We start from the raw sequence: 17,380 nt of genomic DNA on the forward strand, positions 1-17,380 counted from the left end.
TAGCGCGCTCGTGCCGCATGATGCACGCATGTTGTCGAGCAAGGGCGAGGACTTCCGCGCGTTCTGGACCGAACGCCACCTGAGCACGTTGACCACCGTGCGACCCGACGGGACGCCGCACGTGGTGCCGGTCGGCGTCACGCTCGATGTGGAATCGGCGACAGCACGGGTGATCGCCTCGCGCGGCTCGCATAAGGTGCGCCAGGTGCTCGCGGCGGGACCGGAAGGCGCGTTCGTCGCGGTGTGCCAAGTGGACGGTGCGCGGTGGTCGACGCTGGAGGGACGTGCGGTGGTCCGGCAGTCGCCCGAGGAGGTCGCGGACGCCGTGCAGCGCTACGCCCGCCGCTACCGGCAGCCCCGGCCCAACCCGGAGCGGGTCGTGATCGAGATCGCCGTCACCCGCGTCCTGGGCAACGTGTGATGGTCACCGTCGTGGGCATCGGCGCCGACGGCTGGGACGGCCTGGCCCCGGCCGCGCGGGACGAGATCGCCGCCGCCGACGTCGTCATGGGCAGCACCCGCCAGCTCGACCTCGTCCCGGGCGCGTTCGAGCGGGTGGCCTGGCCGTCGCCGCTGGTGCCCGCGCTGCCCGGGTTGCTCGACGCCCACGCCGGCCGTCGGATCTGCGTGCTGGCCAGTGGCGACCCGATGTTCCACGGCATCGGCACCACCCTGGTCCGACTGCTCGGACGGGAGGCGGTGCGGGTGGTGCCGCACCCGTCGTCGGTGTCGCTGGCGTGCGCGCGGCTGGGGTGGGCGCTGGACGCGGTGGACGTGGTGAGCCTGGTCGGCAAGCCGGTGTCGCTGCTGGTGCCGTTCCTGCACCCCGGGCGGCGGGTGCTGGTGCTGGGCGGGTCGCCGCCGGAAGTCGCCGCGCTGGCCGGTGACGCGCGGCTGACCGTGCTGGAGCAGTTGGGCGGACCGGGGGAGCGCATCCACCACGATTTGGCTGCGGCCGACCCGTTGCACGTCCTGGCCATCGAGTGCGGGCCGGGCGGGTATTCGCTGGTCCCGGGCCTGCCGGACGACGCCTACGAGCACGACGGCCAGTTGACCAAGCGCGAGGTGCGGGCGGTGACGCTGGCCCTGCTCGGACCGCGTCCCGGTGAGCTGCTGTGGGACGTGGGCGCGGGGTCGGGCAGCATCGCCGTCGAGTGGTGCCGCACCCACCCGTCGTGCCGCGCGATCGCGGTGGAGCGCTCGCCCGAACGGGCCGCCCGGATCACCCGCAACGCGCTGACCCTGGGCGTTCCCGCTGTTCAGGTGGTGGAAGGGACGAGCCCGGCGGCGTTGGACCTGCCCGCGCCGGACGCCGTGTTCATCGGCGGCGGACTGACCGCTCCCGGTGTCGTGGAACGGTGTTGGGACGCCCTGAAGCCCGGCGGGCGGCTGGTCGCGAACGCCGTCACGCTGGAGTCCGAGGCCGTGCTCGCCCGGTGGCACGGCGAGTTGGGCGGTTCGCTCACCCGGCTGTCGGTCAGCCGGGACACCCGCGTCGGCGGCTTCACCGGCTGGCGCCCGCACATGCCCGTGACCACGTGGGCCGTGACGAAGGAGAACGCGTGACCGTCCACTTCATCGGCGCCGGACCGGGCGCGGCGGACCTGCTGACGCTGCGGGCGGTGCGGCTGCTGGAGTCGTCCCCGGTGTGCCTGTACGCGGGCGCTCTGGTGCCGGTCGAGGTGCTGGCCCACTGCCCGCCGGGCGCACGTCTGGTGGACACCGCGAACCTCGACCTGGACCGGATCACCGCCGAACTGTCCGCCGCGCACGCCGCCGGGCACGACGTGGCGCGCCTGCACTCGGGCGACCCGTCGGTGTACTCGGCGATGGCCGAGCAGATGCGCCGTCTGGACGCCCTGGGCATCCCCTACGACGTCACCCCCGGCGTGCCGGCTTTCGCGGCGGCGGCGGCCACCCTGAAGCGCGAACTCACCGTCCCCGGCGTCGGCCAGACCGTGATCCTCACCCGAACCGCCGCCCGCGCCACCCCCATGCCACCGGGCGAGGACCTGACCACCCTCGGCCAGTCCCGCGCCACTCTCGTGCTCCACCTGGCCGTGCAACGGATCGACGAGGTGGTGGCCGAGCTGCTCCCGTCCTACGGCCCCGAGTGTCCGGCTGCTGTGGTCGCGTACGCCAGCCGCTCGGACGAGGTCGTCCTGCGCGGCACGCTGTCCACGATCGGTGAGTTGGTCCACGAGGCGGGGATCAAGCGGACCGCCGTGATCATCGTGGGTGACGTCCTGGGTGCGCGGGATTTCGTGGACAGTCACCTGTATTCAGTCGACCGATGCCGCGGCTAGGCGCGGCCCACGATGGTGCCCGCCCGGTCGATGACGATGACGTCGACCGCGACCGGCGCGCCTTTGAGGACGTTGTCGGCGGTGTGCTTGGCTTTGGCCGCGATCAGGTCGCCGAACGGGACGCCGGCCTCTTGGCACAGGTGCAGCGCGCCGAGGGCGGTGTTGGCGGTGCGGACCTGTTCGGCGAGGGTGGGGTCGTCCACCAGGGAGGCCAGGAAGTCGTGGTTGACCTGCGAACGGCCCGAGTGCAGGTCGAGGTGGCCGTCCGCGAGCTTGGACAACTTCCCGATCCCGCCCGCGATCGTCAGCCGCGGCACGGGGTGGCGCTTGAGGTACTTCAACACCGCGCCGGCGAAGTCGCCCATGTCGAGCAGGGCGTCCTCGGGGAGGCCGTGGACGGCGGCGGCGACCTTCTCGGAGGTGCTGCCGGTGCACCCGGCGACGTGCGTGTAGCCGGCGGCGCGGGCCACGTCGATGCCGCGGCGGATGCTGTCGATCCAGGCCGAGCACGAGTACGGGACGACGATGCCGGTGGTGCCCAGGATGGACAGTCCGCCGAGGATGCCCAGGCGGGGGTTCCAGGTCTTCTTGGCGAGTTCTTCGCCGTTCTCGACGGAGATTTCGACCTCGACGTCCCCGGTGCCGCCGTGCGCGCGGGCGACGCGTTCGACGTGTTCGCGCATCATCTGGCGGGGGACGGGGTTGATGGCGGGTTCGCCGACGGCCAGGGGGAGGCCGGGTTTGGTGATCGTGCCGACACCGGGTCCGGCCTTGAAGGTGACGCCCGTGCCGGGGACGCCGTGGCGGACGGTGGAGCGGATGAGCGCGCCGTGGGTGACGTCGGGGTCGTCGCCCGCGTCCTTGACGACGGCGGCGGTCGCGTGGTCGGCGGCGAGTTCTTCCTGGGCGAGGGCGAAGGCCGGGGTCTGGCCCTTGGGCAGCAGGATTTCCACCGGGTCGGGGAACTCGCCGGTGAGCAGCGCCGTGTAGGCGGCGGTGGTGGCCGCCGTGGCGCAGGCCCCGGTCGTCCACCCGTAGCGCAGGTTCACGTGGTCAGGATGCAACAGGCATGAAAACGGTGTTGGTCCTGGGTGGCACCAGCGAAGGCCGAGCCCTCGCCGAAGCACTGGTCGGGCAGCTCCCGGCCTCCGGTTCGGCTGCGGCGGGGCGGCGTGCAGCGTCTGGTTCGGGTGCGGAGGGGCGGCCTCCGGCCCCCGATTCCATTGTCCCACGGGGGTACGACATTGGCGGCGAAGCGCCCCCGGGGGTCATTCTGCCGGCTGGGTACGACGAATCCGGGCCGCTGCGGGTGGTGTCGTCGCTGGCTGGGCGGGTGAGTGAGCCTCGGTTGCCCGCCGGCGAGGTGCGGATCGGGGGCTTTGGCGGGGTCGAAGGGCTGGTCGAGTACCTGCATCGCGAGCGGGTGTCGGCGGTTGTGGATGCCACCCATCCGTTCGCCGAGGGGATCACGGCCAACGCCGCCGAAGCCTGTCGGGTGGCCGGGGTGCCGTTGGTGGTGTTGCGGCGGCCCGGGTGGGAAGCCGTCGAGGGGGACGACTGGACCTGGGTGGACTCGCTGGCGGAGGCCGCCGACGCGGTGGGGGAGCGGCGGGCGTTCATCACCACTGGGCGGCAAGGGTTGAAAGCGTTTCGGAGTGGGGTGGCGCGGACGGTGGATCCGCCCGAGCCACCAGTCCCCGGCGTCAAGATCCTTCTTGGTCGCGGACCGTATACAGTGGACAGTGAGCTGGCCCTGATGCGTGAACACCGCATACGAGTGCTGGTCACCAAGGACAGCGGCGGACCGATGACGGCTGCGAAGCTCACCGCGGCCCGCCAACTGGGCATCCCGGTGATCGTTGTCCGGCGACCGGCCCTGCCCGACGGGGTCGAGGTGGTCGGGACGGTCGCCGAAGCCGTCGACTGGGTCAGCCGGGGTAGCGGCGCGGGGTGAAAACCGTGCCCCGAGAAGACACCTGGGTCTGCGACGAACCGATCAGCAGCAGGCACCGCATGTCCACCGTGGACGGGTCGAGGTCGGCCAAGCGCACCACCCGGACCTCCTCCTCCGGGCCACCGACATCCCGGCCGACCACAACCGGGGTGTCCGGGGAACGGTGTTCCAGCAACAAGTCCCGGGCCCGTTCCACCTGCCACGTCCGGCTCCGCGAAGCCGGGTTGTAGATCGCCAGCACCAGATCGGCGGCGGCCGCGGCGGACAGCCGGGAAGCGATGACGTCCCAGGGCTTGAGCCGGTCGGACAGCGAGATCACCGCGTAGTCGTGGCCCAGAGGCGCGCCCGCACGGCTGGCCACGGCGTGCGCGGCGGTCATGCCGGGCAGGACCCGGACGGGCACGTCGGCGAACTGCTCCTCGGCCGCCACCTCCAGCACCGCACTGGCCATCGCGAACACCCCGGGGTCGCCGGAGGACACCACGGCCACCCGCCGCCCCCGCTTGGCCAGGTCCAGCGCGAACGCCGCCCGCTCGGACTCCACCTTGTTGTCCGACGCGTGCTTGCGCTGCCGCGGCGACGCCGTCACCCGGTTGAGGTAAGTGATGTACCCGACCAGGTCATCCGCCGACGCCAAGGCGTGCCGCGCTTCAGGGGTCAGCCACTCCGGACCGGCCGGACCCAGGCCGACCACCACGACCTCGCCACGTCGGCTACCCGCACCGGCTTCGATCGGCGAAGAGGCCTTGCTGGGCAGCAGGGCCAGTGAGAAGTAAGGCACACCGTCAGCGTCCACTTCAGACAGTGGCGCGGTGCGCTGCTTGCCGGTGGTGGCGCGCTCGACGTACCAGGCCTCGTCCAGCCGCCCCGACCGCTCCAGCGCCTCCCGCACGTGCGGGAACGTCCGCCCCAGCTTCATGATCGCCACCGGGTCCCCGGTCGCCAGGTGCGCCGCCAACGCGTCCGCGGGCAGCGTCCCCGGCAGCACGGTCAGCACCTCGTCCCGCTCCACCAACGGCTTCCCGATCACCGCCGCCCCGGCCGACACCGACGTCACCCCGGGCACGACCTCAGCCGGGTACCGGTGCGCCAACCGCTTGTGCAGGTGCATGTACGACCCGTAGAAGAACGGGTCGCCCGCCGCCAGCACCACCACGGTCCGCCCCGCGTCCAGGTGCGCTGCCAGCCGGGCCGCGCACTCCTCGTAGAACGCGTCGATCTCGCCCTGGTAGTCGTCGGTGTCCTCGGTCGTCACCGGGTACACCAACTGCTCCTCGATCTGACCCTCGCGCATGTAGCAGGCAGCGATGTTGCGCGCCACGCTCCGCCCGTGGCGAGCGCTGTGGAACACCACCACGTCGGCCTCGCCGATCAGCCGCGCCGCCTTGACGGTCACCAGCTCCGGGTCGCCCGGCCCCACTCCGACCCCGTACAGCCTGCCCGTCATTCTTCCTCGCTCGCGATCGCGTTGACGGCCGCCGCGGTCATGGCGCTGCCGCCCCGACGCCCGCGCACGACCAGGTACTCCAAGCCGAGGTCGTTGTCCGCCAACGCGTCCTTCGACTCGGCCGCGCCGATGAACCCCACCGGCACGCCCAGCACGGCGGCGGGCTTCGGCGCGCCCGCGGCCACCATGTCCAGCAAGTGGAACAACGCTGTCGGCGCGTTGCCGATGGCCACCACCGCGCCCGCCAGCCGGTCACCCCACAGCTCCAGGGCCGCCGCACTCCGCGTGTTGCCCATCTCCTGGGCCAAACCCGGCACCCGCGGGTCGGACAACGTGCACAGCACCTCGTTGTCCGCGGGCAACCGCCTGCGCGTCACGCCCGCCGCGACCATCTGCGCGTCGCACAGGATCGGCGCGCCCGCCAGCAGCGCCGCGCGAGCGGAAGCCACCACACCGGGGGAGTAGGCGATGTCCGGGACCAGGTCGACCATGCCGCAGGCGTGGATCATCCGCACCGCGACCCGCGCGACGTCCGCCGGCAGCCCGGCCAGGTCCGCCTCGGCGCGGATGGTCGCGAACGACTGGCGGTAGATCTCCGCGCCGTCCTTGATGTAGCTGGTCACCTGATCTCCTCGTACCCGTCGCCGGTCGCGACGTACTCCACCACGTCCCCCGCCGGTCGCCCGCACCGCCGCGCGCAGCCCGACCAGTGCACCCGGCCCGCGTGCGGCGTGCCGATCCAGGCCGTGACGTCCGCCCGCACGTCGGACAGCGACTTCGCGCAGCCCGGCCGGCCGGTGCACGCGCTCACCCCGTGCCACGGCGAGTCCGGCGAGGTGAACAGGCCCGACGTGTCCGTGCCGAGCGGCACCACGACGCTGCGCCACGGCGTGATCCGCACCGGCACCCCGGCCAGCAGCCGCGCGTCCAACCGACCCAGCGGCACACCCGCCACGACAGCGTCGCCGTGGACGCCGGGTGCGACCGGAGTCACAGTCGGGACGAGCCTTTCGGACCCCGGCACACCCAACGCGTCCGTGATCTTCCGCACACCTGAGTCCACTTCGGACAGCCGCCAGGCGCTGCCCCGGATCTCCTGGAACAGCCGGGAAGCCGCCACGACGGCCGCCACTGGATCGGTCACGCGCAGCCCGGAATCGGTTCCGGCCAGGAACAACGCGTCACCCACCAGGCCGATGTCCCCGCCCAGCCCGCTCACGCCGGCACCGACCGTGACCAGGAACCGCCCCGGCAGGTCGGCCAGCTCATCGACGGCGCACAACGCGCGGTCGATCTCGTCGACCAGCGCCTGGTTGTCCTCCAGCGGCGCGGCGATGATGTTGCGCATCCGCTCGTGCGTCCGCGAGGGCAGCAGGCCGACATCGGCCAGGAGCGCTCCCAGAACGTGCTCGTCACCCGGCCGCAAGCCCCTGATCTGCACGTTCGCCCGCGAGGTCAGTTCCAGCGAGCCGTCGCCCAACTCCAGCGCGGCACCGCGCAGGGCGTCGAACTGGACCGCGGACAGGGTCCCGCCGGGCACCCGCACGCGCGCCAGACCGCCGTCCGCCGCCTGGTGCACGTCGACGGCACCGGGGCACGCGTCGGGTCGTTCACGCTCCTGGGGCATGGGCTGGATGCTAACGCCCGTTAGGGTTGACCCCGAACGGCGAAGCAACAGGAGGAAGCCGGTGCGAGTCCGGCGCGGTCCCGCCACTGTGACCGGGTGCGAGCCCGGGAGTCAGGAACTCCGCCCGCCGTCCCCTACGACCTGGGGCGAGGACCCCCGAGGGATGGAGCCCGCACGTGATCCTGCTGCTGTCGACCTCCGACACCGACCTGCTGTCCGCTCGTTCGAGCGGCGCGGACTACCGGCTGGGCAACCCCGCCCGGCTCACCGCGGACGACCTGCCCGCCCTGGTCGAGGGCGTGGACCTGGTGGTCGTGCGCATCCTCGGCGGTCGCCGGATGTGGGAGGAGGGCCTCGACTGGCTGCTCGCCGGCCCGCGCCCGGTGGTGGTGCTGGGTGGTGAGCAGAACCCCGACGCGCCGCTGATGGAGCTGTCGACCGTGCCCGGCGGGGTGTGCGCGGAGGCGCACGCGTACCTCGCGCACGGCGGGCCGGCGAACCTCGCCGAGCTTCACAACTTCCTGTCCGACACGGTCCTGCTGACCGGTTTCGGCTTCAACCCGCCCGCCGCCGCGCCCACTTGGGGCGTGCTGGAGCGGCCTCCGGCCCCCGCTTCCATTGTCCCACCGGGGTCTGACATTTCGGCGGTTCCGTCGGGGTCCGACGATTCGGCTGTGCCGGCGGAGACCGCGGAGCGGGGGGCCGGCGATGCGGACCGGCGTCCCGTCGTGGCGGTGTTGTACTACCGGGCGCATCACGTGGCTGGGAACACCGCGTTCGTGCACGCCCTGTGCGACGCGATCGAGGCCAAGGGCGGCCGGCCGCTGCCCGTCTACTGCGCGTCCCTGCGCACCGCCGAACCCGAGCTGCTCGCCGAACTGGCCAAGGCCGACGCCCTGGTGGTGACCGTGCTCGCCGCCGGCGGCACCAAGCCCGCCGCCGCGTCTGCCGGCGGTGAGGACGACGCCTGGGACGTCGGCGCACTGGCTGCCCTCGACATCCCGATCCTCCAAGGCCTCTGCCTCACCTCCAGCCGCGCCGCGTGGGACGAGAACGACGACGGTCTGTCCCCTTTGGACACCGCCACCCAGGTCGCCATCCCGGAGTTCGACGGCCGGATCATCACCGTCCCCTTCTCCTTCAAGGAGATCGACGAGGACGGCCTGACCGTCTACGTGGCCGACCCCGAGCGCGCCCTCCGGGTCGCCGGCATCGCCGTCCGGCACGGCAAGCTCCGGCACATCCCCAACGCGGACAAGAAGATCGTCGTCATGCTGTCCGCGTACCCGACCAAGCACTCCCGCATCGGCAACGCGGTCGGCCTGGACACCCCGGCCAGCGTCGTCCGACTGCTCAAAGCCTTGCGGGACAACGGCTACGACATCGGTGACGACCTGCCCGGCGTCGACGACCTCGACGGTGACGCCCTGATCCACGCGCTCATCGCCGCCGGCGGCCAGGACGTCGACTGGCTCACCGAGGAGCAGGTCCAGGGCAACCCGGTCCGGATCAAGGCATCGGCCTACCGCGAGTGGTTCGCCACCCTGCCCGACGAGACCCGCGAGGAGATCGAGCGGCACTGGGGACCGGCCCCCGGCGAGCTGTTCGTGGACCGCTCCCGGGACGAGGACGGCGAGATCGTGCTGGCCGCGCTGCGGTCGGGCAACGTCGTGGTCATGGTGCAGCCGCCGCGCGGGTTCGGCGAGAACCCGATCGCCATCTACCACGACCCGGACCTCCCGCCCAGCCACCACTACCTCGGCGCGTACCGGTGGCTGGAGGCCGAGTTCGGCGCGGACGCCGTCGTGCACGTCGGCAAGCACGGCAACCTGGAGTGGCTGCCCGGCAAGGCGGTCGGCCTGTCCGCCGGCTGCGGCCCGGACGCCGCCCTGGGCGACCTGCCGCTGGTCTACCCGTTCCTGGTCAACGACCCGGGTGAGGGCACCCAGGCCAAGCGCCGCGTCCACGCCACCCTGGTCGACCACCTGGTGCCGCCGATGGCCCGCGCCGACAGCTACGGCGACATCGCCCGGCTGGAGCAACTGCTCGACGAGCACGGCAACATCGCCGCGATGGACCCGGCGAAGCTGCCCGCGATCCGCGCCCAGATCTGGACCCTGATCCAGGCCGCGAAGCTCGACCACGACCTCGGCATCGAGGACCGGCCGCACGACGCCGAGTTCGACGAGCTGATCCTGCACGTGGACGGCTGGCTGTGCGAGGTCAAGGACGTCCAGATCCGCGACGGCCTGCACGTCCTCGGCGAGCCGCCCACCGGTGAGACCCGGGTCAACCTGGTGCTGGCGATCCTCCAGGCCAAGCAGATGTGGGCCGGTCAGGTCGCCGCGCTGCCCGGTCTGCGGGAAGCGTTGGGGCTCAAGGACTCCACCCGCACCTCCGTCGACGCCGTCGAGGCCGAGGCACGCGCCCTCGTGCAGGCCATGGAAGACGCCGACTGGGACGCCTCGGTCGCTCGGACGTTGACCGACAACGAGGACGTGGCGCGAATCCTGGAGTTCGGCGCCACCGAGGTCGTTCCGCGCCTCGCCCGCACCACCGACGAGCTGGCCAACACGCTGCACGCGTTGAACGGCGGGTACGTGCCGGCCGGGCCGAGCGGGTCGCCGTTGCGCGGCCTGGTCAACGTGCTGCCGACCGGCCGCAACTTCTACTCCGTCGACCCCAAGGCGGTGCCGTCGAAGCTGGCCTGGGAAACCGGCCAGGCCATGGCGGACTCCCTGCTGGACCGCTACCGCGCCGACCACGACGGCCAGTGGCCGCCGTCCGTGGGCCTGTCGGTGTGGGGCACCAGCGCCATGCGCACGGCCGGTGACGACATCGCCGAAGTGCTGGCACTGCTGGGCGTCCGGCCGGTGTGGGACGACCAGTCCCGGCGCGTCACCGGTCTGGAACCGATCCCGCCGGCGGAGTTGGGCCGCCCGCGCATCGACGTGACGGTCCGCATCTCCGGCTTCTTCCGCGACGCGTTCCCGCACGTCGTGGCCCTGCTGGACGACGCCGTCCAGCTCGTCGCCGCACTGGACGAGCCCGCCGAGGACAACTACGTCCGGGCGCACGCCGAAGCCGCCGAGTCCGAGCACGGCGACCGCCGCCGCGCCACGCTGCGCATCTTCGGCTCCAAGCCGGGCGCGTACGGCGCCGGCCTGCTGCCGCTGATCGACAGCCGCAACTGGCGCGACGACGCCGACCTCGCCGAGGTGTACGCGGTGTGGGGCGGGTACGCCTACGGCCGGGAGCTGGACGGCGTCGAGGCGCGCACGGACATGGAGAGCGCGTACAAGCGGATCGCGGTGGCGGCCAAGAACATCGACACCCGCGAGCACGACATCGCCGACTCCGACGACTACTTCCAGTACCACGGCGGCATGGTCGCCACCGTCCGCGCCCTGACCGGCAAGGCCCCCGCCGCCTACGTCGGCGACAGCACCCGCCCGGACGCCGTCCGCACCCGCACCCTGCACGAGGAGACCAACCGGATCTTCCGCGCCCGCGTGGTCAACCCGCGCTGGCTGGCCGCCATGCGCAAGCACGGCTACAAGGGCGCGTTCGAGCTGGCCGCGACCGTGGACTACCTGTTCGGCTACGACGCGACCACCGGCGTGGTGGCGGACTGGATGTACGAGCAGCTGGCCGCGAGCTACGTGCTGGACCCGGAGAACCGGCGGTTCATGGCCGAGTCCAACCCGTGGGCCCTGCACGGCATCTCCGAGCGCCTGCTGGAGGCGGCCGACCGGGGCATGTGGGAGCACCCGGAGCAGGAGACGCTCGACGCGCTCAAGGCCGTCTACCTGGAGACCGAGGGCGACCTGGAAGACGGCCGCTGATCCAGCCGGGTTCACGGTGCAGGCGGGGGCCCGGCGCGCTTCGACGCGTTCCAGGGCCTCTGCCAACCGCTCCACCCCGAGCCTCCGCCAACCGCTCCACCTGATCGGTGGCGCGGCGATCTCGGAAGTGGGTCGTGGCGGACCAGGGTTGGCCGCCGGTTGGAGCACGAGTGCTGAGGCCGTCTGGGAGCGCTCCACGGCGTGGCGTTGCGTACCGAGTCCGTCTCTGTGCGGATTCGTCCGAATAGTCCGGTCATCCCTGGTCGCCACGTAGGTAACAGCGCGGACACGAGTGCTTGACACGTGTGCGTGGGGAGAACCACACTCGCCAAAACCTGGGAGCGCTCCCAGAACGTCACCGCCGATCAACTGAGGAGTTCTCGTGCGCAACCGTCGAGCGGGCTTGGCCAAGGTCGTGGCCTGCACCGCAGTGCTCGCCGCAGTCACCGCGGCATGTGGTTCGGGGGGATCCGGCGCGTCGTCGGACGGCAAGGTCGAGCTGACCGTGGCCACGTTCAACGAGTTCGGGTACGAGGAGCTGTTCAAGGAGTACGAGGCCGCGAACTCGAACGTCAAGATCACCCACCGCAAGACCGGCCAGGGCAACCCGCACCACCAGAACCTGTTCACCAAGCTGGGCGCGGGTTCGGGGCTCGCCGACATCGAAGCGGTTGAAGAGGGCTACCTCAGCCAGGTCATGGCCAAGTCCGGCCAGTTCAACGACCTCAAGGAGATCGGCCCGGCGGACGTGCGCGCCGACCGCTGGCTGCAGTGGAAGACCGACGCCGTCACCACCAAGGACGGCAAGCTCATCGGCTACGGCACCGACATCGGCCCGCTGGCCATGTGCTACCGCAAGGACCTCTTCGAGGCCGCCGGCCTGCCCAGCGACCCCGAGGGCGTGAAGGCCCTGTTCGCCACCTGGGACGCCTACTTCGAGGCGGGCGACCGGTACGTCAAGGCCACCGGCAAGCCGTGGTTCGACTCGGCCGCGCAGATCTTCAACCCGATGCACAACCAGGCCAAGGTCGGCTACTTCGACCGCGACGACAAGCTGGTCATCGAGACCAACGACGACAAGAAGATCTGGGAGCAGGTCACCGGCGCGGTCGCGCGCGGCCAGTCGGCCAAGCTCGTCGCGTGGAGCCCGGAGTGGCAGAACGGCTTCAAGCAGTCCGCCTTCGCCACCAAGACCTGCCCGTCGTGGATGCTCGGCGTGATCGAGGGCAACGCCGGCCCCGAGCACAAGGGCCACTGGGCCGTCACGGCCGCGTTCCCCGGCGGCGGCGGCAACTGGGGCGGCTCGTACCTGACCGTGCCCAAGCAGAGCAAGAACGCCAAGGAGGCCGCGAAGCTCGCCGCGTGGCTGACCGCGCCCGAGCAGCAGATCAAGGCGTTCGTCGCCAAGGGCACCTTCCCCAGCCAGACCCAGGCCCTGATCTCGCCGGAGCTGCTGAACAAGACCAACGACTACTTCGGCGGTGAGAAGGTCGGCCTGCTGTTCGCCGAGCAGGCGAACAAGGTCGCCGGCGCCCAGTACAAGGGCCCGAAGGACGGCGAGATCCAGGACAACGTGATCGCGCCCGCGCTCCAGGCCGTCGAGCAGGGCAAGTCCGCCGACGAGGGCTGGCAGCAGGTCGTCGAGGGAGCCAAGAAGGCTGCCAAGTGACCACCGAACTCACGGTCGCGCGCGGGCGGGGCGTCGAGCCCCGCCCGCCGCGGCGCGCGGACGAGGACGCCAAGGTCCCGTGGCGGCACCGCCTCACCCGCCTCGACGTCAAGTACTCGCCCTACCTGTTCATCGCCCCGTTCTTCGTCCTGTTCGCCATCACGGGCCTGTTCCCGCTGCTCTACACGGCCTACGTGTCGCTGTTCGACTGGGAGCTGGGCGCCGACGAGACGCCGTTCATCGGCGTCGAGAACTACGTCACCCTGGCCACCGACGACCAGTTCTGGAACGCGCTGGTCAACACGCTGAGCATCTTCGTGCTCTCCAGCGGCCCGCAGGTGGTGGTCGCGGTGCTGCTGGCGGTGCTGCTCAACACCGCGCTGCGCGCGCGGACCGCGTGGCGGATGGGCGTCCTGCTGCCCTACGTGGCCAGCCTGGTCGCGCTGACGATCATCTTCGGCGACCTGTTCGGCCCGCAGTACGGCATGATCAACAACCTGCTGGAGTTCTTCGGGTTCGACCGGATCGACTGGCAGGCCGAGCGGTGGTGGAGCCACGTCGCCATCGCCACCATGGTCAACTGGCGCTGGACCGGCTACAACGCGCTGATCGTGCTCGCCGCGATGCAGGCCATCCCGCGGGACGTCTACGAAGCCGCCATCGTGGACGGCGCGAGCCGGGTGCGCCAGTTCTTCAGCATCACCCTGCCGCTGCTGCGCCCGACGCTGATCTTCGTCATCGTCACCTCGACCATCGGCGGGTTGCAGATCTTCACCGAGCCCAAGCTGTTCGCGCCCGCCGGGAGCAGCAACGGCGGTGCGACCAACCAGTACCAGACGGTCGTGCTCTACATGTACCAGTCCGGTTTCCAGTCGCAGGACCTCGGTTACGCCTCGGCCATGGCCTGGGTGCTGTTCCTGATCATCATCGCCATCGCGGGGATCAACTTCCTGCTCACCCGCCGCCTCGCCGGCACCGGGGAGGGCTGACGTGCTCCAGAAGTCAGACACCGCGGCGCGCACCCGCCGGGGCGGGTCGTCGTCACTGGTCAAGCGGCCCGGGTTCGCCGTCTACGGACCGCTGATCGCGTTCATCCTCGGGTCCGCCTTCCCGTTCTACTGGTCGTTCGTCGTGGCCAGCAACGACGACGCCGCCGACGCACCCCTGCTGCCCGGCGGCAAGTTCTTCACCAACGCGGCACGCGTGTTCGACACCATCCCGTTCTGGAAGGCGCTGGGCAACAGCATCATCGTCTCCGGCACGGTGACCCTGTCGGTCGTGCTGCTGTCGACGCTCGCCGGCTTCGCGTTCGCCAAGCTGCGCTTCAAGGGCCGCGGCCCGCTGCTGGTGTTCGTCGTCGCCACCCTGGCCGTGCCGACCCAGCTCGGGATCATCCCGCTGTACATGGCGATGGCGGAGTTCGGCTGGTCCGGCACGCTCGGCGCGGTCATCGTGCCCAACCTGATCACCGCCTTCGGCGTGTTCTGGATGCGCCAGTACATCGTGGACGCCGTCCCCGACGAGCTGATCGAAGCCGCCCGCATGGACGGGTGCAGCATGCTGCGGACCTTCTGGCACGTGTGCCTGCCCGCCGTGCGCCCGGCCGCCGCGATGCTCGGCGTCTTCACGTTCATGATGTCCTGGAACGACTTCCTCTGGCCCCTGGTCGCGCTCAACGCGGAGAACCCGACCATGCAGGTGGCCCTGGAGAAGCTCCAGAGCGGCTACTACGTCGACAACTCGCTCGTGCTCGCCGGGACCACGCTGGCCACGGTCCCGATTCTGCTCGTGTTCCTCGTCCTCGGGCGGCAGATCGTCGCCGGGATCATGCAGGGTGCTGTGAAGGGGTAGCTGTGGAGTCGATTTCCTTTCCCGAGGGCTTCGTCTGGGGCGCCGCGACCGCGGCGTTCCAGGTCGAGGGCGCGACCACTGCGGACGGTCGCACCAAGTCCATCTGGGACACGTTCTGCGAGGTGCCGGGCGCCGTCGTCGGCGGCGACACCGGTGAGCCCGCGGCCGACCACTACTACCGCGTGGACGCCGACGTCCAACTGATGGCCGACCTGGGTCTGCACGCCTACCGGTTCTCCACCGCCTGGCCGCGGGTGCGGCCCGACGGCGGCCCGGTGAACCAGGCGGGGCTCGACTTCTACTCCCGGCTGGTCGACGCGCTGCTGGCGAAGGGGATCACCCCCTGGCTCACGCTCTACCACTGGGACCTGCCGCAGGCCCTGGAGGACAAGGGCGGCTGGACCAACCGGGACACCGCGTACCGGTTCGCCGAGTACGCCGAGTCGGTCGTGGGCGCGCTGGGCGACCGGGTGGTCAACTGGACCACGTTGAACGAGCCGTGGTGCTCGTCGTTCCTGAGCTACGCGGCCGGCGTCCACGCGCCCGGCCGCCAGGAGCCGGAGGCGGCGGTCGCCGCGGTCCACCACCTGCTGCTCGGGCACGGTCTTGCCGTCGAAGCGATTCGCTCGCAGTCGGCGGAGGCCAAGGTCGGCATCACGCTGAACATGTACCCGATCATCCCGGCCGACCCCGACGACCCGGCCGACCTGGACGCGGCCCGGCGGCTGGACGGCCTGCAGAACCGGATCTTCCTGGACCCGCTGTTCAAGGGCGAGTACCCGGAGGACGTCGTGCAGGACCTGACGCCGTACGGGTTCACCAAGCACATCCGGGAGAACGACCTGGAGATCATCTCCACCCCGCTGGACCAGCTGGGCGTGAACTACTACGCCGAGCACTTCGTCAGCGCCACGCCCGAGCCGCCCGCCCCGGTCGCCGAGGGTCGGCGGGCCACCGGTTCGCCGTGGGTGGGCGCCGAGCACGTGTCCTTCCCCAGCCGCGGCCTGCCGCGCACGGACATGGACTGGGAGGTCGAGCCGGACGGGTTGAAGAAGGTGCTGGTCCGAGTCGCCCGCGAGTACACCGACATCCCGCTGTACGTGACCGAGAACGGTGCGGCCTACCCGGACTCGATCTCCTCCGACGGCTCGATCGAGGACGTCGACCGGTTGAACTACATCGACTCGCACCTGCGGGCGGCGTGGGAGGCCATCCAGGAGGGCGTCGACCTGCGCGGGTACTTCGCGTGGTCGCTGATGGACAACTTCGAATGGGCCGAGGGTTACGCCAAGCGGTTCGGGATCGTGCATGTCGACTACGAGACGCAGGTGCGGACACCTAAGATGAGCGCCATGTGGTACTCGAAGGTTGCCCGGGGCAACGCGCTCGCAGCGACGGCCGCCTCGTGACCGATGCCGTTGACCCGCCCAAGGCGCGCCGACCCAACACCCGGCTCGAAGAGGTGGCCCGGGCCGCCGGGGTGTCCAAGTCCACCGTGTCACGGGTGATCAACGGCGAACCGTACGTCAGCTTGAAGGCGCGTGAAGCGGTCCACCAGGCCATCACGCGCCTCGGCTACAGCCCCAACCAGGCGGCGCGCACGCTCGCCGGCAGCCGCGCGAACTGCATCGCGCTGGTCGTGTCGGAGCAGGGCAGCCGGGTGCTCGCGGACCCGTTCTTCGCGGGCGTCCTGCGCGGTGTGCACGCCGAACTGGCGGGCAAGCGGGTCCAGCTCGTCCTCATGATGAGCAAGGAGGGCGACGAGCAGGACCTGGTGAACTACCTGTGCGGCGGCCACGTCGACGGGGTGCTGGTGATCAGCCTCCACGGCCAGGACCCGCTGCCCAGGACGCTCGCCGACGCGGGCCTGCCGACCGTCGTGGGCGGCAGGCCGCTGGGCGCCGGCGGCGTGCCTTATGTGGACTCGGACAACTTCAACGGGGCCATGGAGGCGGCGCGGTACCTGTCGTCGCTGGGGCGTCGGCGGGTGGCGACCATCGCGGGGCCGCGGGACATGGCGGTGGGCATGGACCGGTTGTCCGGGTGGAAGCGCGGGATGTCGCAGGCCCGGTTGCCGGTCGATCTGGTTGCTTATGGGGACTTCACTCCGGAGAGCGGCGCGGCGGCCATGGAGGAGCTGCTGGGGCGCGAGCCGGAGTTGGATGCTGTTTTTGTCGCGGCGGACATCATGGCGTTGGGGGCTTTGCAGACGCTTCATGCGCATGGGAAGCGGGTGCCTGAGGATGTCGCGGTGGTCGGTTTCGACGACTTGATGATCGCTTCGACCGCGGTGCCGCCGTTGACCACTATTCGGCAGGATGTCGAGCAGTTGGGGCGGACCATGACGTGGCGGTTGATGGCGGAGCTGGCGGGGGAGGAGAACCTGCCGCCGTTCTTGCTCCTGCCCACGTCGATGGTGAAGCGAACCAGCGCCTGATCGCCTGACGATCCCCAAAGCTGCTGCTCTTGCCGCGCAGCGGCTGCTTGCTTTTGGCCGCGCAGCGGCTGCTTTGGGGTTTTCGTAGCGCAGCGGCTGCTTTGGGCTTTTCGCCGCGCAGCGGCTGCTTTTCGCGCCGCAGGCGCTGCTTTTGGTCGGGCTTGCGAAGCCACAGGAAGGGCCTCGGTTCGTCCCCCGTACGGCCTGGGCGCAGCCCAACCACGCTTCGGTCCTTTCCGCAACC

General features: G+C 71.0%; 14 protein-coding genes and 1 riboswitch. Of the genes, 10 read left to right on the forward strand and 4 right to left on the reverse strand.

The window, feature by feature from the left end:
• Positions 1–28 precede the first annotated feature (28 nt).
• The 3 genes from RIN75_RS19950 to cobM are packed head-to-tail and all read left to right on the forward strand — an operon-like array spanning position 29 to position 2,306.
• Positions 29–421, forward strand: a complete 393-nt coding sequence (locus RIN75_RS19950; RefSeq protein ID WP_309113480.1) for a TIGR03618 family F420-dependent PPOX class oxidoreductase — start codon at positions 29–31, stop codon at positions 419–421.
• A complete protein-coding gene (gene cbiE, locus RIN75_RS19955) occupies positions 421–1,566 on the forward strand; it encodes a precorrin-6y C5,15-methyltransferase (decarboxylating) subunit CbiE (protein ID WP_309113481.1) in 1,146 nt (381 codons plus the stop codon). The genes RIN75_RS19950 and cbiE overlap by 1 nt, the downstream gene beginning before the upstream one ends.
• On the forward strand, positions 1,563–2,306 hold the full coding sequence (gene cobM, locus RIN75_RS19960) for a precorrin-4 C(11)-methyltransferase (protein WP_309113482.1): 744 nt from the start codon (positions 1,563–1,565) through the stop codon (positions 2,304–2,306). Before cbiE ends, cobM begins: the two co-directional genes overlap by 4 nt.
• Here the strand turns inward: cobM and RIN75_RS19965 are convergent.
• Complete coding sequence (locus tag RIN75_RS19965) at positions 2,303–3,349, reverse strand: cobalt-precorrin-5B (C(1))-methyltransferase (RefSeq protein WP_309113494.1); 1,047 nt, start codon at positions 3,347–3,349, stop codon at positions 2,303–2,305. The two genes, cobM and RIN75_RS19965, sit on opposite strands and share 4 nt — an antisense overlap.
• Before the next feature lie 227 nt (positions 3,350–3,576).
• On the opposite strand from RIN75_RS19965, the gene RIN75_RS19970 reads away from it, so the two are divergent.
• Positions 3,577–4,260 carry a cobalt-precorrin-6A reductase gene (locus RIN75_RS19970; RefSeq protein WP_309113495.1) on the forward strand — a complete coding sequence of 228 codons (684 nt, stop codon included), beginning with the start codon at positions 3,577–3,579 and terminating at the stop codon, positions 4,258–4,260.
• On the opposite strand, the gene RIN75_RS19975 is transcribed toward RIN75_RS19970, so the two are convergent.
• Genes RIN75_RS19975 through RIN75_RS19985 form a run of 3 tightly spaced genes read right to left on the reverse strand, consistent with a single transcriptional unit; the run spans position 4,235 to position 7,334 of the window.
• Positions 4,235–5,707: a precorrin-2 C(20)-methyltransferase gene (locus tag RIN75_RS19975; RefSeq protein WP_309113483.1), complete on the reverse strand. Its 1,473-nt coding sequence runs from the start codon at positions 5,705–5,707 to the stop codon at positions 4,235–4,237. The two genes, RIN75_RS19970 and RIN75_RS19975, sit on opposite strands and share 26 nt — an antisense overlap.
• Positions 5,704–6,330: a precorrin-8X methylmutase gene (locus RIN75_RS19980; RefSeq protein ID WP_309113484.1), complete on the reverse strand. Its 627-nt coding sequence runs from the start codon at positions 6,328–6,330 to the stop codon at positions 5,704–5,706. The genes RIN75_RS19975 and RIN75_RS19980 overlap by 4 nt, the downstream gene beginning before the upstream one ends.
• The gene (locus tag RIN75_RS19985) at positions 6,327–7,334 is read right to left on the reverse strand and encodes a hypothetical protein (protein WP_309113485.1); all 1,008 of its coding nucleotides are present in this window, start codon (positions 7,332–7,334) and stop codon (positions 6,327–6,329) included. The genes RIN75_RS19980 and RIN75_RS19985 overlap by 4 nt, the downstream gene beginning before the upstream one ends.
• 6 nt (positions 7,335–7,340) lie before the next feature.
• Positions 7,341–7,477, forward strand: a riboswitch (cobalamin riboswitch).
• Positions 7,478–7,510: 33 nt separating this feature from the next.
• Here RIN75_RS19985 and cobN point away from each other — a divergent pair.
• The 6 genes from cobN (at position 7,511) to RIN75_RS20015 (ending at position 17,136) form a co-directional block, all read left to right on the forward strand.
• Positions 7,511–11,179 carry a cobaltochelatase subunit CobN gene (cobN, locus tag RIN75_RS19990; protein WP_309113486.1) on the forward strand — a complete coding sequence of 1,223 codons (3,669 nt, stop codon included), beginning with the start codon at positions 7,511–7,513 and terminating at the stop codon, positions 11,177–11,179.
• Between the two features lie 382 nt (positions 11,180–11,561).
• The gene (locus RIN75_RS19995) at positions 11,562–12,848 is read left to right on the forward strand and encodes an extracellular solute-binding protein (protein WP_309113487.1); all 1,287 of its coding nucleotides are present in this window, start codon (positions 11,562–11,564) and stop codon (positions 12,846–12,848) included.
• Complete coding sequence (locus RIN75_RS20000) at positions 12,845–13,837, forward strand: sugar ABC transporter permease (RefSeq protein ID WP_309113488.1); 993 nt, start codon at positions 12,845–12,847, stop codon at positions 13,835–13,837. Before RIN75_RS19995 ends, RIN75_RS20000 begins: the two co-directional genes overlap by 4 nt.
• Positions 13,838–13,892: 55 nt before the next feature.
• The gene (locus RIN75_RS20005; protein WP_309113496.1) at positions 13,893–14,699 is read left to right on the forward strand and encodes a carbohydrate ABC transporter permease; all 807 of its coding nucleotides are present in this window, start codon (positions 13,893–13,895) and stop codon (positions 14,697–14,699) included.
• Between the two features lie 11 nt (positions 14,700–14,710).
• Positions 14,711–16,108, forward strand: a complete 1,398-nt coding sequence (locus tag RIN75_RS20010) for a GH1 family beta-glucosidase (RefSeq protein WP_309113497.1) — start codon at positions 14,711–14,713, stop codon at positions 16,106–16,108.
• Entirely contained in the window at positions 16,105–17,136 is a 1,032-nt protein-coding gene (locus tag RIN75_RS20015; RefSeq protein ID WP_309113489.1) for a LacI family DNA-binding transcriptional regulator, read from the forward strand. Before RIN75_RS20010 ends, RIN75_RS20015 begins: the two co-directional genes overlap by 4 nt.
• Positions 17,137–17,380: the final 244 nt, after the last annotated feature.

Origin of the sequence: Saccharothrix sp., assembly GCF_031180885.1 — a bacterium.
GTDB lineage: Bacteria > Actinomycetota > Actinomycetes > Mycobacteriales > Pseudonocardiaceae > Actinosynnema.

What these genes read in the sequence shown, in the direction of transcription:
- cbiE (WP_309113481.1), top strand. Translation starts at nt 421, where the DNA reads ATGGTCACCGTCGTGGGCATCGGCGCCGACGGCTGGGACGGCCTGGCC.
- RIN75_RS19975 (WP_309113483.1), bottom strand. Translation starts at nt 5,707, where the DNA reads ATGACGGGCAGGCTGTACGGGGTCGGAGTGGGGCCGGGCGACCCGGAG.
- RIN75_RS19985 (WP_309113485.1), bottom strand. Translation starts at nt 7,334, where the DNA reads ATGCCCCAGGAGCGTGAACGACCCGACGCGTGCCCCGGTGCCGTCGAC.
- RIN75_RS19950 (WP_309113480.1), top strand. Translation starts at nt 29, where the DNA reads ATGTTGTCGAGCAAGGGCGAGGACTTCCGCGCGTTCTGGACCGAACGC.